General features: G+C 29.7%; 21 protein-coding genes. 11 read left to right on the top strand and 10 right to left on the bottom strand.

The features are described from left to right. Positions 1-197: 197 nt before the first annotated feature. The 11 genes from QM536_02615 to QM536_02565 all read left to right on the top strand — a co-directional run bounded on the left by QM536_02615 (position 198) and on the right by QM536_02565 (position 10,668). Positions 198-1,517 (top strand): sodium:proton antiporter, encoded by a 1,320-nt coding sequence (locus tag QM536_02615; GenBank protein ID MDI9355903.1) that lies wholly within the window; start codon positions 198-200, stop codon positions 1,515-1,517. Between the two features lie 141 nt (positions 1,518-1,658). Beyond that, entirely contained in the window at positions 1,659-1,907 is a 249-nt protein-coding gene (locus QM536_02610; protein MDI9355902.1) for a cytochrome b5 domain-containing protein, read from the top strand. After that, the gene (locus QM536_02605) at positions 1,904-3,115 is read left to right on the top strand and encodes an NADH-quinone oxidoreductase subunit D (protein ID MDI9355901.1); all 1,212 of its coding nucleotides are present in this window, start codon (positions 1,904-1,906) and stop codon (positions 3,113-3,115) included. The genes QM536_02610 and QM536_02605 overlap by 4 nt, the downstream gene beginning before the upstream one ends. Positions 3,116-3,172: 57 nt before the next feature. Continuing rightward, complete coding sequence (locus QM536_02600; protein ID MDI9355900.1) at positions 3,173-3,898, top strand: cation transporter; 726 nt, start codon at positions 3,173-3,175, stop codon at positions 3,896-3,898. A 3-nt stretch (positions 3,899-3,901) separates the two neighbouring features. Beyond that, complete coding sequence (locus QM536_02595) at positions 3,902-4,543, top strand: MBL fold metallo-hydrolase (GenBank protein MDI9355899.1); 642 nt, start codon at positions 3,902-3,904, stop codon at positions 4,541-4,543. A 242-nt stretch (positions 4,544-4,785) separates the two neighbouring features. Then, complete coding sequence (locus QM536_02590) at positions 4,786-4,962, top strand: hypothetical protein (protein ID MDI9355898.1); 177 nt, start codon at positions 4,786-4,788, stop codon at positions 4,960-4,962. Positions 4,963-4,981: 19 nt separating this feature from the next. Continuing rightward, on the top strand, positions 4,982-5,653 hold the full coding sequence (locus QM536_02585; protein MDI9355897.1) for a 50S ribosomal protein L25/general stress protein Ctc: 672 nt from the start codon (positions 4,982-4,984) through the stop codon (positions 5,651-5,653). A 25-nt stretch (positions 5,654-5,678) separates the two neighbouring features. Then, positions 5,679-6,239 (top strand): aminoacyl-tRNA hydrolase, encoded by a 561-nt coding sequence (gene pth / locus QM536_02580; GenBank protein ID MDI9355896.1) that lies wholly within the window; start codon positions 5,679-5,681, stop codon positions 6,237-6,239. Between the two features lie 35 nt (positions 6,240-6,274). Next, entirely contained in the window at positions 6,275-6,877 is a 603-nt protein-coding gene (locus tag QM536_02575; protein ID MDI9355895.1) for an SET domain-containing protein, read from the top strand. A gap of 365 nt (positions 6,878-7,242) precedes the next feature. Beyond that, entirely contained in the window at positions 7,243-9,198 is a 1,956-nt protein-coding gene (gene nagB, locus QM536_02570) for a glucosamine-6-phosphate deaminase (GenBank protein MDI9355894.1), read from the top strand. Between the two features lie 51 nt (positions 9,199-9,249). Then, complete coding sequence (locus tag QM536_02565) at positions 9,250-10,668, top strand: hypothetical protein (GenBank protein ID MDI9355893.1); 1,419 nt, start codon at positions 9,250-9,252, stop codon at positions 10,666-10,668. Between the two features lie 86 nt (positions 10,669-10,754). Here QM536_02565 and rho read toward each other — a convergent pair whose 3' ends face one another. The 10 genes from rho to QM536_02515 form a co-directional block, all read right to left on the bottom strand. After that, positions 10,755-12,611 carry a transcription termination factor Rho gene (gene rho, locus QM536_02560; GenBank protein MDI9355892.1) on the bottom strand — a complete coding sequence of 619 codons (1,857 nt, stop codon included), beginning with the start codon at positions 12,609-12,611 and terminating at the stop codon, positions 10,755-10,757. A 181-nt stretch (positions 12,612-12,792) separates the two neighbouring features. Next, a complete protein-coding gene (locus QM536_02555; GenBank protein MDI9355891.1) occupies positions 12,793-13,476 on the bottom strand; it encodes a LiaF-related protein in 684 nt (227 codons plus the stop codon). 6 nt (positions 13,477-13,482) lie between these two features. Next, positions 13,483-14,220, bottom strand: a complete 738-nt coding sequence (locus QM536_02550) for a GNAT family N-acetyltransferase (GenBank protein ID MDI9355890.1) — start codon at positions 14,218-14,220, stop codon at positions 13,483-13,485. A gap of 700 nt (positions 14,221-14,920) precedes the next feature. Beyond that, positions 14,921-15,103: a hypothetical protein gene (locus QM536_02545; GenBank protein ID MDI9355889.1), complete on the bottom strand. Its 183-nt coding sequence runs from the start codon at positions 15,101-15,103 to the stop codon at positions 14,921-14,923. Beyond that, complete coding sequence (locus QM536_02540) at positions 15,063-15,794, bottom strand: head GIN domain-containing protein (GenBank protein MDI9355888.1); 732 nt, start codon at positions 15,792-15,794, stop codon at positions 15,063-15,065. The genes QM536_02545 and QM536_02540 overlap by 41 nt, the downstream gene beginning before the upstream one ends. Positions 15,795-15,884: 90 nt before the next feature. Continuing rightward, the gene (locus tag QM536_02535; protein ID MDI9355887.1) at positions 15,885-17,012 is read right to left on the bottom strand and encodes an FAD-dependent oxidoreductase; all 1,128 of its coding nucleotides are present in this window, start codon (positions 17,010-17,012) and stop codon (positions 15,885-15,887) included. Further along, positions 17,013-17,813, bottom strand: coding sequence for a dienelactone hydrolase family protein (locus tag QM536_02530; GenBank protein MDI9355886.1), 801 nt, complete (start codon positions 17,811-17,813; stop codon positions 17,013-17,015). It abuts the gene before it with no gap. A gap of 77 nt (positions 17,814-17,890) precedes the next feature. Then, positions 17,891-19,714, bottom strand: a complete 1,824-nt coding sequence (locus tag QM536_02525) for a potassium transporter TrkG (GenBank protein MDI9355885.1) — start codon at positions 19,712-19,714, stop codon at positions 17,891-17,893. A gap of 39 nt (positions 19,715-19,753) precedes the next feature. Continuing rightward, complete coding sequence (locus tag QM536_02520) at positions 19,754-20,194, bottom strand: hypothetical protein (GenBank protein ID MDI9355884.1); 441 nt, start codon at positions 20,192-20,194, stop codon at positions 19,754-19,756. 217 nt (positions 20,195-20,411) lie between these two features. After that, on the bottom strand, positions 20,412-21,557 hold the full coding sequence (locus QM536_02515; GenBank protein ID MDI9355883.1) for a WD40 repeat domain-containing protein: 1,146 nt from the start codon (positions 21,555-21,557) through the stop codon (positions 20,412-20,414). Positions 21,558-21,851 lie beyond the last annotated feature (294 nt).

The following is a 21,851-nucleotide window of genomic DNA, read 5'->3' as shown; positions in this document are numbered from 1 at the left end:
TAGAACCGAAGGTGTATGAATATGGATTTTTGAAAGAATAAGAATCTAAAAATGAACTATTTCCGAAAAGCCCATTTTGAGACAATTTTAGTTTTATACGGAACTCATTTATTAAAACACAAAAAATACTTAAAAAACTGTTACAGAACCTTATAGAATATAATACAATAAAAATTTCAATACAATCAAATAATTTTATGGACCCACTTAATATAGTTGCTTTATTTTTAGTCATCTCTGGTTTGTTTCTGTATATCAATACTTACCATCTCAAACTTCCCGTTTCTATCGGACTGATGGTGCTTTCTTTAGTATCTTCCTTGTTTATTATATTAGCTGGTGCTTTGTTCCCAGTCTTTTTTAATAAATATGAGAGTATATTAGATACTTTTGATTACAGTAGGGTTTTGTATGATATCATCATTACTTTTATGCTGTTTGCAGGAGCTTTAGAGATAGATTTTAAGAAATTAGCACAAGAAAAATGGACAGTGATAGTGCTTTCTGTTTTGGGAGTTCTTTTTTCTACTTTTATAGTGGGAACAGCTATTTATTATTTAATAGATTTTTTGGGTATCCACTTAGGGTACTTGTATTGTTTAGTTTTTGGAGCATTGGTTTCCCCTGTAGATCCTTTGGCAACTATTTCTCTTATCAAAAAATATGGTTTATCAGAGAATTTAGAAACACGTATTTTTGGAGAATCACTTTTTAATGATGGAATATCAGTGGTATTAGCACTTACTCTTTTAGATATTGCATATATTACAGAATATAAAGAAGTGGGTTTTTTAGAAATAGGAGGTGTTTTCTTATCTGATGTGGGGGGAGGTGTTATTTTAGGTATAGTACTGGGCTATATTGGTTTATATTTGCTTCGTCTTACCAGTAACGACCATATAGAATTAGAGATATTGATAACGATAGCTATTGTTTTTATTGGCACACAGTTAGCACATAAATTACATGTTTCAGCTAAACAAGGAATAGTTATAGCCGGGTTAATTATTGGCAATGAAGGTCGTAGTCACTATATATCAGGTGCTATTGGCGAGTATGTATTTCGGTTTTGGATATTGATAGATAAATGTTTAAATGCAATTATTTTTGTCATTATAACATTACAAATGCTTACAATATCAGTAAAATTAAGCTATCTATCAATAGGATTATTGAGTTTTCTGATTGTTATTTTTGCGAGATGGATAAGTGTGTATATTCCTCTTAATATTATGAAACTATTTAAACCACGAAACTATAAGTATGAACCGAATACAATACCTATAATGGTATGGGGAGGAATGAAAGGAGGGGTCACTATTGCTTTAGTATTATGTATTCCTGAATTTCAAGGAAAAGATATTATAGTTACTATGACATATATTGTTGTATTTACTTCTATTTTCACACAAGGATTTACTATAAAGATGCTTGTAGAACATACCGCATCTATAACGACTGAAAAACATACGGATAAAAAGAGCGTAAGGAGTATGCTCTCACAAAATAAAAAATAAGGTATTATCAAAAAAATGTTATGGAGAAATACACAATATCGTATAAAAATTTTAATAGTACTATTTTACCTCTCAACGAATTGCATTAGCATACATTTTGATAATGACAATAAACTACAAAAACATAAAAACGCTTAAAAAATGATAAAATTATCATACTATACTAAAGATCAATTATCATTAAGAAACGGGCAAGATAAAGAAGAAATCTATATAGCATATAAAGGAAAAGTATATGATGTGGGAAAATCGAGACTATGGAAAAATGGAAAACATTATCAACATTGGGCAGGTCAAGATTTAACATACGAAATAAAAGATGCCCCCCATACCGATGCTGTTTTTGAAAAATTTACCTGTGTGGGCTTACTAAAAGAAGAAGAAAAATGAACCCCATCACCTACCAAGCGAAAGATGACCATCTTTTGAACTCTGAAAGACCTTTTTATAACATTTCTACTCTCAAAAAAGAAGAAATGATAATCAATATAGGTCCTCAGCACCCAAGTACTCACGGAGTCCTCCGTTTAGAAATATTAACAGACGGCGAAATAGTATTAGATATAATCCCTCATATTGGCTATTTACACAGATGTTTTGAGAAACATGCAGAAAACCTTCCATACCCTCAAATCATCCCTTTTGTAGATAGATTAGATTACGTAGCATCTATGAATAATGAGCATGCTTTTGTAATGGGAGTAGAAAAAATGCTAGGATTAGAAATTATAGATAAACGCATAGAATATATAAGAGTATTGGTAGCGGAATTAAACAGAATATCCTCCCATTTCGTAGCTTTAGGTACTTATAGCTTAGATCTAGGTTCGTTTACCCCATTCTTATGGCTTATGAGAGATAGAGAACACATTCTACGACTTTTAGAATGGGTATCAGGTGCAAGAATGTTATATAATTATATTTGGTGTGGAGGTCTTTATTACGATCTTCCCATAGGATTTGAAGAAAGATGTATTGAATTTATTAACTATATGACCATAAAAATGAAAGAAGTAGAAAAATTATTATTCAATAATTTTATTTATAAAAAACGAACCGCAAACATTGGGGTCTTACCACTCAAATTAGCAATAAATTCAGGAGTGACAGGTCCTATGCTTCGGGCTTCTGGATTACGATTCGATATCAGAAAAGCAGATAAATACAGTGTTTATCCCGAAATAGAGTTTGAAATACCAATAGGAGAGGGAATAGTAGGCACCGTAGGTGATTGTTGGGACAGAAGTTGGGTTCGGTATAGAGAATGCCAAGAATCTATGAAAATAATCCGACAATGTCTTTCGAAACTTATAGGAGAACATAAAAGAACACCAGAGTTTGACGCACATAAAAATATACCAAAAAAAATACGCCCGATTAAACAAGATTTTTATATACGTGCAGAAAACCCAAAAGGAGAATTAGGTTTTTATTTTAGAACCGACGGGAAAACAGATATACCTTATAGATGTAAAGTGAGATCTTGTTCTTTTTCTAACCTCAGTGTCCTTCCCTCTATAGCAAAAGGATGCATACTAGCCGATGTTATAGCTATAATTGGCTCTTTAGATCTTATAATGGGTGAGGTGGATAGATAATTTTTTGTCATAATATAAGAAAAAACCATTTTTAATTACACTAACTAAAAAAATAATATGAAAAAAAAATACCAGATATTAGGACTTACATGTACTACATGTGAACAAAAAGTAAAAACAGCTCTTTTACAAATAGAACATATACAAGATATTTCTGTTTCAAAAGAAACAAGCACATTGATTATCACAAGCGATAGAGAAATATTATTAAATGATATTCAAAAAGAAATTATAAAAAAAGGAAACTATGAAGTAAAAATAATAAAAAATACCCAAGAATTTGGTAAAACACAAAAAAAATGGATTCAAATATATAAACCCATTATATTAGTATTTTTTTATATTACTACGGTCACAATATGTATAGAACTCCAAAAAAATTCTTTTGATTGGATGGAATGGATGCGTTTTTTTATGGCATCATTTTTTTTAGTATTTTCTTTTTTTAAAACTATTGATATACAAGGATTTGCTAAAAGCTACCAAATGTACGATATAGTAGCAAAACGCATACCCCCGTGGGGATACATCTATACGCTATTAGAATTCTTCTTAGGTATGGGGTATCTTATAAATGTATACCCGATTTGGATTAACATTATTACTTTTTTGATTATGAGTGTCAGCATTATAGGCGTATTACAATCCGTACTTCAAAAAAAACAAATACAGTGTGCCTGTTTAGGAACAGTTTTCAACCTGCCCATGAGTACCGTTACGATAGCAGAAGATGTTATTATGATTATTATGAGTTTTATTATGATATTTATACATTTTATATAAAAGATGAACATATATTTTTTTACATTCAATAAATATTCAGAAAATACTTATATTTTATCCGATGAAACAAATAAGTGTATTATTATAGATCCTGGGTTTTATACCACAGAAGAAAAAAAAATATTTTCATCTTTCATAGAAAATAACAGATTAGAAGTAGTTAGTTTGTATAATACACACTGCCATATAGATCATATATTAGGAAATTATGAGGTACAATCGCTATACAAAGCCCCTTTATTTATAAACCCTATAGAAGAACAAATTTTAAAAATGGGAAAAATATATGCATCCCCGTACGGGTTTCCAGAATATCAAGAAGTTATGAACTATCGATTTATAAAAGAAACAGATACCATACATTTTGGAAACACCGAGTTAAAAGTTCTTTTTTTACCAGGACATTCACCTGGACATATAGGGTTTTATAATGATAAAGACAAAGTACTAGTGAGTGGAGATGTTTTATTTTATAAAAGCATAGGGAGAACAGATTTACCTGGAGGTGATTTAGAAACTTTGGTAAAAAGTATTCATAAAAATATTTTTACATTAGAAGATTCTGTAAAAGTATACCCTGGCCACGGAAAAATAACTACTGTTGGTTATGAAAAAAAAAATAATCCTTTTGTGAAAATAAAATAAAAACAAATAAAATATTTTCTAAAAAAGATATATAGTAAAAAAAAAATAATTTTTAAAGATTCTTATAAGCATTTTTTATAAAAAAGTAATTTATAAGTAATTGTTTTTATCTTTGTTAAAAATAACAAAAATTATTTTTAATTATTATATTATAACCTACTTAGAAAACTATTATTATGTTACGATTTTTTTTAATACTTATAGCTATTATATATATTATATACAAGCTGATTGGTTTTTTAATGAAAATATATATTATAGGACGTATGCAAGGATTTAAAAAAGAAAAAGCAAGCAAAGAAGAAACAAGCAACACAAAATACTTTGGAGATTTGAAAATAAATAAAGTAGATAGTAAAGAAAATAATCAAAAAAAAAATAACGAAGATGAATACATCCCGTATGAAGAAGTAAAATAAATTATAAAAAAAATAAAAAATGAAAAGTATAGAGATTATAGGGTTTAAAAGAGCAAATCTTGGGAAGAAATATGTAGCAGATTTGAGAGCAAATGCATTAGTTCCATGTGTAGTTTATGGAAATGGAGAAGTAATTCACTTTCAATCTCATATGAGATTATTTAGAGAATTAATTTATACCAATGAAGCATACTTTGTGACTCTCAACATAGAGGGAAATATTAAGAAATGTATTTTACAAGATATCCAATTTCATCCTGTGAGTGAAATCATTCTACATGCTGATTTTTATGAGCTAAAAGAAGATAAGCCGATAAAAATGGATATACCCGTAAAAGTAAACGGTACTGCTGTGGGAGTTCAAAAAGGAGGAAAACTTATTCTTAAAATGAACAAATTAAAAATAAAAGCTATTCCTCATAAAATGCCTGATAATATTCCTATAGATGTTACTGATTTAGATTTAGGAAAAAACATAAAAGTTTTCAATATTACAACTGTTGATTATACTATATTAAATAATAGGCAATCGACAATTATTACTATACCAATTACCAGAGCTACTAAAGAAACAGAAGAGCAAGCTAACAAGCCAGTATCGAGTACATCAGCATCAAGCACAGCCACAAAACCATCACCTGCATCACCTGCAAAAGTATCACCTACAAAAACACCTCCTAAAAAATCTTAATTGTAGAGAACTCTTTTATATAATTATGAAATATCTTATAGCAGGATTAGGGAATCCAGAAACAAGGTATGCTGATACAAGACATAATATAGGTTTTATAGTGTTGGATAATTTAGCAGACCAATTCAAAATTTCTTTCCAACCGGATACACATGTATGGAAATCTTCTTGTTCCATAAACGAAAAAACAGTTGTGCTTATAAAACCAACTACTTATATGAATTTAAGTGGTAGGGCTATTCGTTATTGGATTTCCCATGAAAATATATCTTTTGAAAACCTATTAGTAATTGCGGATGATATTTTTTTACCTTTTGGGAAAATACGAATAAAACCAAAAGGTTCTAACGGTGGTCATAATGGACTAAAAAGCATAGAAGAAACCATTCAAACACAAAACTACCCTCGTTTACGATTTGGAATAGGTAGCAATTATAAAAAAGGAGAACAAGCCCTCTATGTTTTAAGTAGTTTTACTTACGAAGAAAAAGTATTATTAAGAGAAAAAGTAGATACTTCCTGTAAAATGATTCACTCATTTATTACATTTGGGATAGAAAGAACAATGTCTTTTTTTAATCAATAAATTTTTAATTATTAATTATAATATTAATTTTAAGAATGATTCACCCCCATACCGAAGTTCAAATAATTAATGAAGCTATAGGATACGGTGTTTTTGCTACCAAATTTATTCCAGAAGGTACTATAACCTATATAAAAGATGGTATAGAATCTGAAATTACTCCGGAACATTTTGTAAAATTACCTCCTATTTTACAAGAAAAAGTAGAAAAATACTGTTATATGGATGATAAAGGAGTAAGAATAGTTAGCTGGGATAATGCGAAGTACGTAAATCATTGCTGTGATTCTAATACTATCAGTACTGGATATGGATTTGAAATAGCTATTAAAGATATACATCCAGGAGAAGAATTAACAGATGAGTATGGACTTTTTAATATGAAGTCAGGATTTGAGGTTATTTGCAATAAACTCGGATGTAGAAAAATTATTCAACCCAGCGATCTTGAAGAGTTTTATAAACAATGGGATGCTAAAATAATAAAATCTTTTACTTTTTTTTACAAAGTAGAGCAACCACTTTTACCAATAATAGAAAAAAAAGTAAAGAAAGAATTAGAAGAATATTTTCAAAACCCCAAAAAGTATAAATCTGTATATTTCCTAAAATGCGACAGATTTAAAAATGTTATGTAAATAATCAGTAGATATTTAACATCTTATAAAAAACATTGTATCTATGAGTGTACCTTGGAAAATCAGCTTTGATACATTTATAATTTTGTGAATTCTTGATTATCAATAGTGTTAAAACTCAATAATTCTGTAAATGTGAATTTTTGGAGTGGCCATGTATTTATATGTTTTTATAATTGTGAATAAATAAAAACCTTATTTTAACGTATTTATTCTAAAAAAGCGGGTATTTTATTGGAATTACTTTTGGTGAAGTTTCTTTTATCCTTCCAAAACACACCCGTTTTTAACACTCTCAATCATTGAGTTATCAAGTAAAAAGAGTATTAGATACATAATTACTCATCAAAAACCTATTCATCATTATGTTACAAAATATTCAAAAACTTTTAGAAAATACAGATATAGAATTTGTAGGTACAAGTGAAGAGGAACAGACAAGATTCGAGAAAATTCCGACACGTATAGTGAAAACAAGTGAAGATGCCTCCAAACAAGTTGCCATAGAAATATCTCATTTGATACAAGAAAAAGCAAAAAAAGGAGAACAATGTGTATTAGGATTAGCAACCGGATCTACTCCTACAAAGGTTTATAATGAATTGATACGATTACACAGAGAAGAAAACTTGAGCTTTAAAAATGTCATTACCTTTAATTTAGATGAGTATTATCCTATACAACCAACAGAATTACAGAGTTATGTAAGGTTTATGGATGAATATTTATTTAATCATATAGATATTATAAGAGATAATATTCATATTCCCGATGGAACTATTAAAAGAGAAGAAATGGTAAGGTTCTGTGAAAAATATGAAAATCTCATAGAAAAATCAGGAGGAATAGATTTACAAATATTAGGTATTGGAAAAACTGGACATATAGGATTTAATGAACCTGGTTCTAGTATGCGTTCGAAAACACGCCTCATCACTTTAGATAGAATAACAAAAATAGATGCGTCGAGTGATTTTTTTTCTGAAGAAAACGTTCCTCATAATGCTATAACGATAGGTTTAGGAACTATTATGCGAGCAAGAAAAATAATATTAATGGCTTGGGGGGAAGGAAAAGCATCTATTATAAAAAAAGCAGTTGAAGGATCGGTATCTGAGGAAATACCCGCTTCATGTCTTCAATTACATCCCAATGTTTGTGTAATATTAGACGAAGCGAGTTCTGCAGATTTGAAACGTGTAAGTACCCCATGGCTTGTAGGAGAAATAAAATGGAATTATTACCTTACTAAAAAAGCAGTTATATGGTTATCACAAAATCTCAAAAAACCTATTTTGAAACTAACAGATAGAGACTATGCAGATTACGGTATGGGAGAGCTCATCACACAGCATGGAAGTGCCTATCAAATAAATATACATTTTTTTAATGACCTTCAAAGTACTATTACAGGTTGGCCAGGCGGAAAACCCAATGCCGATGACTCTACTCGTCCTGAGCGTGCACACCCTGTACATAAAAGAATTATTATATTTAGTCCTCATCCTGATGATGATGTAATATCAATGGGAGGGACTTTTATACGTCTTGTTGATCAGAAACATGAGGTTCATGTTGCATACCAAACTTCCGGAAACATAGCTGTATTTGACGATGATGTAATACGTTTTGCTGATTTTTATACAGATTTATCAAAAGAATTCGGAAAAGGAACAAAAGATAGTTTGTATAAAAAAGTAAAAGAATTATTAGAAAGTAAAAAACAAGGAGAAGTAGATACTCCAGAAATCCTCAAAATAAAAGGGTTTATTAGACGTTCTGAGGCAAAAGCAGCTTGTAGATATGTAGGGATACCAGATAATCAAGTATATTTTTTAAATCTTCCATTTTATGAAACAGGCAAGGTAAAAAAGAAACCTATAGGAACAGAAGACATTAGTATAATTACAGAGTTGATAAAAAAAATTAAACCTCATCAAATTTTTGCTGCGGGCGACCTTTCCGATCCACATGGGACTCATAGAGTATGTTTAGATGCTATTTTCTCATCTATAGATATACTGAAAACAGAAGAGTTTATGAAAGATTGTTGGGTATGGCTCTACAGAGGTGCATGGCAAGAGTGGGGAATAGAAAATATTCAAATGGCGATACCTATTAGTCCCGATGAATTGATGCGTAAAAGAAAAGCTATTTTTAAACATCAGTCGCAAAAGGACTCTGCGGTCTTCCCTGGACATGATAAAAGAGAATTTTGGCAAAAAGCCGAAGAAAGAAATATATCTACTGCTCAAACATATAATCAACTTGGACTTGCTGAATACGAAGCTATAGAAGCATTTAAAAGGTACTATTTTTGACAGTACCTTTTACTCATCAAAATATATTTCCCATAAAAAAATACTGATCGTATGTTTGATTTTTTTAAAACTACTAATAAGATATCTATTTTGTTTCTGTTTGTATTTCTTTTATTATTAAGAGTACCTTTTTTTGTAAACCTTCCTATTATATTACCTGAGCTCCACTGGAATATAATAGGTAAGTATCTTTCTGATGGAAATGTTCTTTATAAAGATTTATGGGATTACACTCCTCCTGCCTCCGCTTGGGTTTATTCGCTTTTATATTTTGAAGGAAATAGATGGCTTTTATTGGCTATTTCTACTATTCTCATTTTTATACAATCTTTATTGTTTAATGCTTTTTTGATGGATTTAAAAATGTATAAAAAGAACAGTTTCATTCCTGCTTTTTGCTATATTGTTTGTATGCATGGATGTTTTGATTTTATTTTTTTAAGCCCTCTGATTATGGGGAACACATGTATTCTATTAGGTATTTTTTATTTATTTCGAAAACATGAAGAAAAAAAATATTCAGAAAATACTACATTAATTTTAACAAGTTTTTTGTTTGCATTATCTGTGCTATTTTACTTCCCCTTCGTAGTATTATACATATATATAACGCTTTTCGAAATATCATCCATAAGAAAAAAATTTCTCTTTTTTTTATCCGGATTGCAGGTGTTTTTATTGGTTTTTGGATATTATTATATCGAAGGTGGCGGAGAAGGTTTTTTAAGATTTTTTGTAGGGAATTTTTTGATAGAAGAAACGACATCTTTTTTTTTCGCACAAGATATTTTTTTTCTATTTATTGGTTTTTTTTCTATATTTTTTTTGGCTCTCTTGTTGTTTATGTATCACAGAATTAGCCGTTTCTATACTAATAGACAAAATGTTGTTTTTGTTTTCTTCTTCATAAGTGTTTTTCTATACTTACTTTCTTTTTCTCTAACAGGAACTTTTATGCCATTACAATGTGTTATTTTTGTTCCTTTTTTAAGTTTTATCGTATCATATATGTTTTTTATTTTTAAAGAAAAATGGAAAGAAAATATGTTTATTATATCTTTTTTATTATTGATACCTACATTAGGATATTTTAATAAAGAAGAACTAATTTTTTTTTCACACTTGGTAAAAAAGGATTCTTATAAAGTACAACAAAATCCAAATACACTTATTCTACAAGGAAAAAGAATATGGGTTATTGGGGATGATATAAATTATTATTCTCATTCATTCTTGTCAATGCCCTACATTCACTGGAGATTAAGTAAAGATCACTTAGAAAAACTGGAAGAAAAAAAAAACATAATATATTTGTATACTGCTTTCAAAAAATCCCCTCCCGATATAATTATAGATACAAAACAAATTCTTCCCATTATTTTTGACAAAATACCTTCTATATCTTTTTTATATCAATGGGATACTGTATCTGGCTACTATATACTCAAAGATCCTCATAGAAAAGATTGAATTTTATTTGGAATCTATAGTTTGTTATGGTCAAAATGAAAGTTTTATAATACATACGTTTCAAAATGTTTTTTGAAACCAGTTTGTTATCCATTCATAGATATCATAAACTCTTGATTGTTTTGAGTGTATTGCATCTTTTTTAAAAGATGTTCTATTGCTTCTTGTGAGTTCATATCAGCCATAGATTTTCGTAATATCCACATAAGATTGAGTTCTTTATCATTTATCAAAAGGTCTTCTCTTCGGGTTCCTGAATTAGGAACATCAATAGCTGGGTATATTCTTTTATTAGCAAGTTTTCTATCCAATTGGAGCTCCATATTTCCTGTTCCTTTAAATTCTTCAAAGATTACTTCGTCCATTTTAGAACCTGTTTCTATCAGTGCTGTGGCGATGATGGTGAGCGAACCACCATTTTCTACATTTCTTGCCGCACCAAAGAATCTTTTTGGTTTATGGAGGGCATTTGCATCTACTCCGCCAGAAAGTATTTTTCCTGATGAGGGAACAACGGTGTTATAAGCACGTGCTAATCGGGTAATAGAATCTAATAGAATCACTACATCGTGACCACATTCTACCATTCTTTTTGCTTTTTCTAATACCATACTTGCTATTTTTACATGTCTTTCTGCTTGTTCATCAAAGGTAGAAGATATAACTTCTGCTTTTACACTTCTTTGCATATCGGTTACTTCCTCCGGTCTTTCGTCTATAAGCAGTATGATAAGATATATTTCAGGGTGATTTTTAGAAATAGCATTTGCTATTTGTTTTAAAAGAACTGTTTTACCTGTTTTGGGCTGTGCTACTATCATTCCTCTTTGTCCTTTCCCTATTGGTGCAAAAAGGTCTAATATGCGAGTAGAGTAGTTATCTGCTGTGGTGCTTAATTTTATTTTTTGATTTGGAAATAGAGGGGTTAGATGTTCAAAAGAAATCCTGTCTCGAACTTCTTCGGGTGTCTTTCCATTGATATATTCTACTCGTAAAAGAGAAAAATATTTTTCATTCTCTTTTGGAAGTCGTATAGGACCTACTACTGTATCACCTGTTTTTAAACCAAATAGTTTAACTTGTGTTTGAGAAACATAGACATCATCGGGACTTGATAAATAATTATAATCTGATGAGCGTAAAAAACCATATCCGTCTGTATGTATTTCTATGGTTCCTTCACCATTCACTAAACCGTCTAACTCTTTTAATTCTTTTGTGGGTTCTTGATTTTTTTTTACTTCATTTTTTTGAGTGTTGTCATTATGTTTTACAGGTTCTTCTTTTTTGGGGGTAGCAGGAGGGGGAGAATTTTTTGATGCTGTTTGTTTGGGGGCATCATGAGATGGTTTTATTTCGGTGTTTTTATTTTGTGAAACAATATTAGTATTTTCTATGTAAGCATTTGCCATAGTATGCAAATCTATGTCTATAGACCGAACTACATCATTGGCATTAATATTATCTACACTTTTTACTGCTACTACTTCTTTTTTAGAATTATTGAGAGTGGCTTCATTTGTTCTTTCCCTTGGTTTATTATTGCTATTTTGGGCTTGTGGGTTTGGTTTATTATTTCTATTTTGATTATTATGAGGTTGGTTATTGGCATTTGTCTTGTCTTTATTTTGTTGAGGGGGAGGGTTTTTATCTATATTTACAGGTTTTTTTTCTGTATTTTGATTTTGTGATGGACGAGTTGGAGCGATATTTGGTGTGTTAGCTGGTTCTGTAGATTTTTCGGGAGTATTTTGTTTTGTTAATTCTTTTTTTCGAATACTAAATTTTCTCAGTTCTGTTTCTGAGAGATGAGATTGGAAATCTAATATCTTATAAATAAGATCTTTTTTTTGGAAATTCTTGTATTCTTGCATTCCTAAATCTTTTGCTACGTCTTTCATGACTGCGTATTCCATTTCTTCTAATTCTTCAATATTATACATAGTAAGTTTTTAATGATAAATTTAATAATTGATTTTATGATTGATTGTAATAAAAAGAGAGATGATTTTTGTTTTTGAAAACTTGAGAGAATGGTTCATTGTAAAAAAGCAATATATATTTTTTTTAATTTTTTCTTGTTTTTTGTAAAAACACGTTTTTTTTTGCACACAAAATATGCAATTATACAATTTTACACTCGCCAAATCCAATATTCCCACTTATAGTAAGTGAAGCAGTGGTTATCGGTGAGTGTTTTACTTGTATATTTTCAAAATTTCCCAAAACTGTTGTTACCTCGGGATGAACTTTCCAATCTGATGGAACTTGTATTTTTAAATCTCCAAAAATTATCGTAATTTTGAGATTCACAACATCGGAATCTATTTTACAAGTAGAGAGATCTATTTTAGCGCTTCCAAATAATACAAAAACTTCTCCCCCTTTGAAATGCTCCGTCTGTATTGTATTTTTAGAAGAGCCAAAAATACAACTCTGCTCTATAACATCTGTGTTGGTAGGCGCTAAATATGTTTTTACTTTTTCTTTTGTAAAATAAGAAGTATTTTTGAATAAAAAACTAACCCCTATAAGTATTAAAAACAGAGGCCACATATTCCATATACGTAGGTCAAAATAATCCATACTTACAAAGGTTATTCCTATAGAGGTCAATAAAAAGCCCGATGACCTGTTCCCAGTAATGATATAAAACACTCCTATCCCAATAAGTATAGATTCCCATCTATAAACATACCATGGTATTTCAAAAGAAATAATATCATTCACTTGTAAAAAAAAGAAAGCCCCGGCTAAAATAAGGAGGACTCCTGTTGTTATTTTCTTTTTGCTGCTTGATGCATTCATTGTTTTTTAATTATTAATATGAGTAATGGATTGTAATTGAGAAAAAAAATCTTTATAGTTTTCTATTTGTTTAAATCTGTCTATTTGCTTCGGGAGTGCGTCTTCTTGGCAATATCTTTTCAAAACACCAATATCTGTATCCCATTTATAACCGTTAAAAAATTCTATACCCTTGTGGTCCCGTGCTTTATAAAGTGATTTTGTGTTATACGCTGTTCCTAAATACACATATTTCAAAGTATTATCTTTTGCCCAACGTATAACTCGCCACATCATCCACTTCCCTAAGGAATATTCTTTCATATATTTCGTATCAAAAAAAGAAAACCAATAATGAACCATATCTTGTTCTAAAACAGCATACACATAACCTATTTTTTTTTTCTCTTGATGCGAATAAAACACAAAAAAATGACTTCCTATGCCTTTTTGTAAAATATAATGAAACCTTTCTTGACTCATATTCTCTTCTCCAATTCTTTCTTGAATATATTCAGCACAGAATGTTTGAAAAGACGGCTCTTCAATATCCATATCTTCTTTTTTTATGAGTGATAATTCTATATCTAATAGACGAATACTGCGATCTATTCGTCTATTTTCAGAAGTATCCTCAAAATTTTTCAAATCCACTCTCACGCTCCTCGCAAGATAAAATATATCTTCCCCTATAGCAGTAGTATTGCTATAAGGCAAAAAACCTCTTTCGTAAATATCAGGAAGTTCTCCTTGCGATTCTTTCAAACAGTATATTGTATAATTAAATGTATAGGTCCTATAATCAACAATACTCTCCGAATAAAATACTTTCATTGATTCATCTTTTAATGTTATTTCTAAAAATTAAATTGTATTGCTTTAAAATGGAATTAATTCCGAACGAACTCAAGTTAATTCCAAATCTACTCGGTGGTCTCCCAAAGAACCTATAATAAAGGTGTTTGTAATTCTATACATTCTATTTTGTATAAAAAGGTTTGTAAACATCCATCGTTAAAATTATTCTTTTATTTATTCAGTCAAATAATGTATTTATTGTTTCTAACAATTCTCTTGATGGGTTATTATTTTTTGGTTGAAATTTGCTAATATAAGAGCTATTTTCTTTCTGTTCTTTACATGTTTTATTTACAAAATGCTTGCTTATTTATTCTTGCTCTTTTCTTTTTCATAAGTTTCTAATCTATCAAGAGAAATACTAATATATTTGAGAGTTAAGTATAGATAGGAATGTTTTTTTGAAATTTGTTATATAAAAGTAATCTAAAAACCACTAAATTTAAATTTTTTAATAGTATAAGTTATTGAATATTAATTAGTTTAAAAATTTAATTTTTATAAAATTGCAGTTTTTAGAGGTTACCATAAATAATTTTTTTAAAATCTATCTCTATTTAACACTCTCACACCTCTCACATTTTTTACTAACCAACCTTTATTTTTTTTATCCTTTATTGTAAGGTGGTGAAGTGACTCCTAAATCAACAGAATTACTTGGTAATTCTTGTAATTTTTCTATCGTATTATTACGAAATATTGTATTTAGAAAATCTTTCATTCTTTCTCCATGATAAGAGAACGGGGCATCATTCGTTTTTTCTATATATTTCCCCGCCTGATGATTCATGTAAAAATACTTTTGTAGGGCTTCCTTTGTATAAAATATCTGATAAGGTGCTCGCTTCAGCGGATATCTCGTCTTGCACGGTTATTTTTATATCGGAGCCACTGCTTGATTCCAGTTCTGCTTTCTGAGATATGAGATTAAATCCCGATACATGAGATGCTGAGGATGCTTTTATATATACATTTTTTGATTTTCCTGAAATTTTTATAGTAGCCCCATAACTTGCGTATATTTTGAGATAATCTACTCGCACCTCTGCTATAATATCACTTCCCGAAGAAATTTCTATTCTCATATCATCCCCTTTGAGAATAGATTCGCACTCCACAAAGGATTTTTCTGAAGCATTTAGATAATCTAAAGAGGTATAAGTGAGCCGAACAAATACTTCTTTGTTTGCTAAATTCTTGAAAACATCCCAATCCCACCCTTGAAAATAGATATAAAGAGTTCCACTTCGGACTTCTGTTATTACATCGTGTAGTAATTCTCGTTTGCCTTCCAAAAATAGAGAATTACTATTGCCTTGCTTCATACTTATAGATATTCCATGGCTTACTTTTATTCCTCTAAAGACCCCTACTTTTCTTTCTTCTTCTATTCTTTGGGAAAAAAGGGTATAGGAAATAAAAATGAGTAGTACTGTGAGAAAAAAAACGAGTATGTTTTTTGGATAAAATAAATATATCATAGTATTGAAAAAATAAATTTTAAATGTGTGTTATTTTTCTTGTTTAGAAACGAAGGGAAGTTTCAACAAAAAGAATTTACCTATTATTTATCATTCTAAAAGAAGGTTGGATACTTTTTCTGCTACTAAGGAACCAATAGCTACTCCCATACCTGACAATCTCGCCCCTACCACTATGTTTTCTTCTATTTTTTTTATGATAGGTTCTTTCTCACTTCCAAAAGCCATTATCCCTGACCATACTTGTTCTATTTCAAATGTGTTTTCAGGGATTATTATTTCTGTAAGTAACTGGGTAAGTTTTTTTAAAATAAAAGCATTTATACCAAATTCTGTAGTGGTTTCTGTCTCAAAATCCATATTTCTCCCTCCTCCTAATAAAATTCTGTCTTCTACATTTCTAAAATAAAAATATCCCTCATCTATATGAAAAGTCCCCTTTGTTTTCAGATTCTGTATAGGTTTCGTAATAAGAACTATGCCTCTTCCAGGTACTATATCTATATCTTTGAATATTTTTTTAGTAAAGGCATTGGTGCAAAAAGCGACTTTATGAGCAATAAGAGAGAGAGTTTGAATTTGCGAGGTAATATTCAAGAGAACACGATTATTTTGGACTGTATAATCTGTAACAGAAGCTCCTGTAAAAATAGATATTCCCATTTTTGTGGCTTTGGAAACAAGAGTATACATCATTTTTCCGCTGTGGAGTTGTGCTTCTAAAGGATTTGCGATGATCGTCTTTATGTGTTTTTGTGAGAATCCAAAATGAGATATGAATGCTTTATTTTCGGTAAAAACATTTGTTTTGAAATAGGGAAAAAGTAACTGATTTATGTAATCTAAAGAATGCAAACATCCTATTTCTTTTTCTGTAATCAGTTCATATCCTCCATTTTGTTGGAAATCCATAGTATTATCGGCTACTCTAGATCGGAGTTTTTGTAGACCTTCCCACCTTGCAATAACTAAATTCAAACATTTTTCTTCTCCCATTTTTTTTATATCTGATAGAAGCTCTGTCACACTTCCAAAACATGCGAATCCTGCATTTTTAGTGCTTGCTCCCAAAGGAAATATACCTCTTTCTAAAATCAAAATCTTTGAAAGAGGATGTTTTTCTTTTATATTAATGGCAGTATTGAGACCCACTATTCCTGACCCTACTATTATATAATCCCATTCTTGTAATGTATCTTTTTCCCAAAAACTTAGCATTTATCTTACTGTTTTAAGTATTGTATCTATTCGTTCCCAAGAGTCATTTTTTGCTTTCAGATTTTCTATGGCAGAGTTTATTTCCTCTCCTGTTCTCATAAAACCATGTCCCGCACCTTTATAGATGATAGGTTCATAAAATTTGCTAAAAGAATACATAAGTTTTTTTGTTTCGGCTATGGTAGCATTCACTCTGTTATCATTTTCTCCATAAAAACCATATATTTTTGTGCGAATTTTAGAAATTTCTTCTGCTGAAGTTGGAGCAGTACCATAAAAAACCAAAACCGATTCTATATTTTCCTCATTTGTAGCGAATCTAAATGCTTGACTCCCACCCCAACAATAACCAACAACGATTATCTTTCCGTTAAAAGATGGAATTTTTGTTGCATATTCATATATTGCTTTGATAGATTCTGTTACTTTTTCGGGTTTCAAAGCATATATTGCATCCCTTGCTTCATCTTGGTTTTTAAAATCACTCGTATTTCCACCATTTGGGGCAAAACCAGAAAGTAAATCAGGACATATACTTATACACCCTTTTTCAGCAAAAACATCCCCAATGCCCCTTACCCAATCTGTAAGCCCTCTGTTTTCATGAATAATTATTACTACAGGAGCGGCTTTTTTTACTTCGGGATATACAATAAAGCTTTTTATAGAACGTTCTTTTACTGCTACATTTACCCATTCTTGATGTCTTGGTGATTTTTCCAAACGAACATTCTCATTTGGATATTGTGCATAAACACTAGTATAAAAAGTACTTACTAAAAAAAATAGATTTTTAATCATGGTAATACATTGTTTTGTGATATTTTATTTTGATAAGAATAATAAAAACGAATTGATAGAATAGTTATGGGTAAAAATTAGTTAATAAATATTTCTTCAGTAGGATATCTATACTTAAGTGTTTTTACTTTTTTAACAAAGGCAACTAAAAGAGTTATAGAGCCGACTCTTCCTAAAAACATAAGAATAATAATAATAAATTTACTTGCAGTGCTTAACTTTTGCGTAATTCCCATACTTAAACCTACTGTTCCATAAGCGGAAAAACTTTCAAAACATACTTTGACGAAAGGAAGTTCGGGGTCAAAGAGTAAAATAAAAAATACAGCAGTGCCGATGATAAGTAAAGAAATAATTATGATAGAAAACGCCTTTGTGTTTGTTGCGTACGGTATTTCTCTTTTAGAAAATTCGATTCTATCTTTCCCTTGTAATATATTAAATAAATTAAGTATACAAATAAAAAAAGTGCTTGTTTTTATTCCTCCACCTGTTGAACCAGGAGAAGCTCCTATCCACATTAAAAGTATAATAATCATAACTGTAGAATTGTGAACTAACCCAAAATCTATAGTATTAAATCCTGCGGTTCTCGGTGTCACAGAAGAAAAAAATGAGATTACTATTTTTCCATACAGAGTATGCTCTGTAAGTGTATTGTTATATTCCAACATAAACACCATAAGAGTGCCAAAAGCAAGTAAAATACCCGTGCTTATCAAAACTATTTTAGAACCCATGTTTATATTATATAAAACAATAGTATTAGAATTAGTATTTGTTTTTAAAAAATTACGATTATATATCTTGAAAAAAAACTTTTTATCAAAAAGAATATATGTGTTTTTGACAATGAGATTTTTGAGATATATAAGAATATTAAAAATAACGGTATACCCTAATCCTCCTAATATTATCAAGACAGCTATAACTATGTGAATACCATATAGATAGCGTATTTTTATATCATAAAGACCATCTGTATAAGTAGAAAATCCCGCATTACAAAACGCAGAAATAGAATGAAAGAAAGAGAAAAAAACTCTTTGGAATAAAGATGGCATAAGCGAAGAATCTAATTGAATAAAAATCAAAAATGCTCCCAAAATTTCTATCCCTAGGGTAAATAACATTACCATATGTAAGATCCCTACTACTTCATTGAGTTTATTTGCATTGGTAACATCTTTTACAAATATTCTATTATGAAAGGAAAAACCATCTTTGAAGAACAAAGCTAAAAAACTGGTAAAAGTAAGTATCCCAATTCCTCCTAATTGTATCAGTATTAATAAAAAAACATACCCCATAAGAGTAAAAGAAGTTCCTTGATCTATTGTAGAAAGACCTGTTACACAAACAGCACTTGTAGAAATAAATAATGCATCTATTGCACTAATGCCATTTCTAGTAGAACCGGGTATCATCAATAAACAAGTCCCTAAAAGGATCATTCCTAAAAAACTAATAATAAATAAGGTAGCGGGACTATGTATTTTTTTATATAATACACTAATGCGACGAGATAATTCTAATAAAAAAATAACAAGAAAGAGCCATATAAGGGTAGTTTCTTTTATAAGAAAAGATAAAGAAGGGATTGTTTCAGAAAAATGTGGAATAACAAAAAATAAAACAATAAAAAAAAGAAAAAAACCCGTCAAGGATTGAAATATAAGAACGATTATTTTCTTCTTTTTGGTTCTTTTAGGTTTTTCTAATAACATTTTTAAAATACCACAACCGAAAAGCGTTAATACACAAACAGATAAAAGAGAACGTAGTAAATATATTTCTTGAATATTAGAACGACTAAACCCTAAATCCGATAAAATTATAAGAATCCCAAAACCACTCGTAACCAGAATTACTATACTAATAATACGTAAAAAATTATTCATCTGTCATTCAATCTAATAAGGAAAGGCATCTTTCTATTTTTATCCGAGAAACTTTCTATACCCCAAAAAATTGTTTTTTTTATCTCTCTTGTTTTGGAATAGTTCTAAAATAAAAATAGATGAAAATAAACATATTAAAAAAGTTTCTTTTGTAAGAAAAGAGAAGAATGGGAATTTTTCAGAAAGAATAGGAAATGAGAAAAATACAATAATTTGTAGCAATAAAAAAATAATACCTATTTCAAATATAAAAAACATATTTGAATATTCTTTTATCTTTTCTATTTTTAATACTATTGATATTTTTAAAATAGTACATCCTAAAAGAATTGTTATGATAAGGGAAACAAGTGAACGTAAAAAATACTTTTCTTGTATATTAAATGTTTCACTCATTCCAAAATAAATCACAAGTAAACATATTCCAATACTATTGGATACAATAATTACCTTGCTTACATTACCTAAAAAACTACTCATTGTTTTAATTTTTATCTAACTAGTATAAAAAGGAAAATTGATTTCCTACCAAGGTTTAAAAAAACACATCTATCTGTTTTACTTTCACAAATCTAAACATTTTATAAAATAAAACAAACAATCCTATAAAAGTATATAAAAAATATAATAATTACAAGGATATTTTATGTTTTTTATGACGATATACGGTGAAAAAATATAATCCAGAAGAAATAATTTATTCTGCGGTTAATAACCAGAGTTTTATGGTATTATCTAAACTTCCACTTGCAATATACTTGGAGTTGGGAGATACTGCAACAGCTTCTATAGGCCCATCGTGTTTTTCGTAGGTATTAAGGTATTTACAACCATTTTCGGATATATCATAGAGTAGAACTTTACGATTTGTGTTTGCTACGAGATAGTTCCCATTGGGAGAAATCTTTGCTACATCTACATCATTGGAATGTCTCACAAAATTACACTTCACTTCAGGTGACGAATATTTCCTTATTCTCCACATTTGTAAATTTGTTTTTATATTTTCTTCTCCTACAAAAAAATCTACTACTTTTGAACCCGAATGTGGATTTCCTGCAAATGTTATTATAAAATCAGGATTAGAAGTAAAGCCAAGATAACCCACTAACCCTTTCCCGTCAAAGGGAAAAGTTTGCATTATTACACTTGTTTCTGCATTCCAAAGTATAACATTATTTTTATCTCCACCTGATTCTGCGGATACTACTGTTTTCCCATCGGGGGAAATACTTATTGCTACAATAATATCAGAATGAAGACGCTCTGTTGTATTATACGTTTTTATTTTCTCACCTGTTTCTATATCCCATTTATAAATTTCAGAACGAGAATTGGTAGATCGAGAATCATTCTTTTTTTTTGAGAAAACACTACTAAATTCGGTTCTCGTAGTAACCTTTTTTTTCTCATCTTCTGTCATCACATCGGTTCCTCCTCCGCTTAAAAAAGTTTTTCCATCAGGAAAGAAAGCAAAAGTTTTCACTGATGAAAGACATGAAAAAGTTCGCACTGAGTTTTCTCCATTTATATCCCACAGCTTCAAAGTATGGTCATCACTAGCACTTAATACATATTTACCATCTTTGGTAAACTCTAAAGCAGTTATAGTTTCGGAATGTTCAGTGAAAATCTTTACCTGCAAACCTGTAGTAATATCCCATACTCTTATGGTTTTATCTGTACTGCCGCTGACAATAAAATTATTATCAGGTGAAAAACAAAGAGCAGTAATACCATTAGTATGTCCTACAAGTGTTTTTTGTGATATATCTTTTTGTGCTTCTGCACGTATGTAAAAAATACATATACAAACAATAAAAAGAATTGTTTTACGCATCATTATTTTTTTGAGTTTTAGATTAGTTAAATAGTTTTTGAAAAAACACATAATAAGATAATTTTTATATGTTTTTCTTTTTTCTAAAAATTATACCATTATTTACAATAAAATTAGATAATTTTGCGTCTAATTTGAGTTTCATATTCAAATATAGAAGCAATGATTTCAATAATAGACTCACCTTACCCAAAAATATAATAAAATTTCATGCCTTTTCTTGCCCTGTAAGGTTCATAATTTTTTATTTTTCCAATTGTTCACACCTCAAAATGTTTTTGTTTCGGTGCTACACAC

The organism is Chitinophagaceae bacterium (assembly GCA_030053935.1).
GTDB lineage: Bacteria > Bacteroidota > Bacteroidia > Cytophagales > JASGCU01 > JASGCU01.
Note: the sequence above shows the minus strand (reverse complement) of the source record. Positions and strands in the feature narration are given on the sequence as shown.

Excerpts from the sequence above, each read along its gene's own strand:
- QM536_02525 (MDI9355885.1), bottom strand. The coding sequence starts at position 19,714 with ATGAATAATTTTTTACGTATTATTAGTATAGTAATTCTGGTTACGAGT.
- rho (MDI9355892.1), bottom strand. The coding sequence starts at position 12,611 with ATGTATAATATTGAAGAATTAGAAGAAATGGAATACGCAGTCATGAAA.
- QM536_02575 (MDI9355895.1), top strand. The coding sequence starts at position 6,275 with ATGATTCACCCCCATACCGAAGTTCAAATAATTAATGAAGCTATAGGA.
- QM536_02600 (MDI9355900.1), top strand. The coding sequence starts at position 3,173 with ATGAAAAAAAAATACCAGATATTAGGACTTACATGTACTACATGTGAA.
- QM536_02605 (MDI9355901.1), top strand. The coding sequence starts at position 1,904 with ATGAACCCCATCACCTACCAAGCGAAAGATGACCATCTTTTGAACTCT.
- QM536_02565 (MDI9355893.1), top strand. The coding sequence starts at position 9,250 with ATGTTTGATTTTTTTAAAACTACTAATAAGATATCTATTTTGTTTCTG.
- QM536_02515 (MDI9355883.1), bottom strand. The coding sequence starts at position 21,557 with ATGATGCGTAAAACAATTCTTTTTATTGTTTGTATATGTATTTTTTAC.
- QM536_02535 (MDI9355887.1), bottom strand. The coding sequence starts at position 17,012 with ATGCTAAGTTTTTGGGAAAAAGATACATTACAAGAATGGGATTATATA.
- QM536_02540 (MDI9355888.1), bottom strand. The coding sequence starts at position 15,794 with ATGATATATTTATTTTATCCAAAAAACATACTCGTTTTTTTTCTCACA.
- nagB (MDI9355894.1), top strand. The coding sequence starts at position 7,243 with ATGTTACAAAATATTCAAAAACTTTTAGAAAATACAGATATAGAATTT.
- QM536_02520 (MDI9355884.1), bottom strand. The coding sequence starts at position 20,194 with ATGAGTAGTTTTTTAGGTAATGTAAGCAAGGTAATTATTGTATCCAAT.
- QM536_02590 (MDI9355898.1), top strand. The coding sequence starts at position 4,786 with ATGAAAATATATATTATAGGACGTATGCAAGGATTTAAAAAAGAAAAA.
- QM536_02545 (MDI9355889.1), bottom strand. The coding sequence starts at position 15,103 with ATGAATCATCAGGCGGGGAAATATATAGAAAAAACGAATGATGCCCCG.
- pth (MDI9355896.1), top strand. The coding sequence starts at position 5,679 with ATGAAATATCTTATAGCAGGATTAGGGAATCCAGAAACAAGGTATGCT.
- QM536_02615 (MDI9355903.1), top strand. The coding sequence starts at position 198 with ATGGACCCACTTAATATAGTTGCTTTATTTTTAGTCATCTCTGGTTTG.
- QM536_02585 (MDI9355897.1), top strand. The coding sequence starts at position 4,982 with ATGAAAAGTATAGAGATTATAGGGTTTAAAAGAGCAAATCTTGGGAAG.
- QM536_02530 (MDI9355886.1), bottom strand. The coding sequence starts at position 17,813 with ATGATTAAAAATCTATTTTTTTTAGTAAGTACTTTTTATACTAGTGTT.
- QM536_02595 (MDI9355899.1), top strand. The coding sequence starts at position 3,902 with ATGAACATATATTTTTTTACATTCAATAAATATTCAGAAAATACTTAT.
- QM536_02610 (MDI9355902.1), top strand. The coding sequence starts at position 1,659 with ATGATAAAATTATCATACTATACTAAAGATCAATTATCATTAAGAAAC.
- QM536_02555 (MDI9355891.1), bottom strand. The coding sequence starts at position 13,476 with ATGAATGCATCAAGCAGCAAAAAGAAAATAACAACAGGAGTCCTCCTT.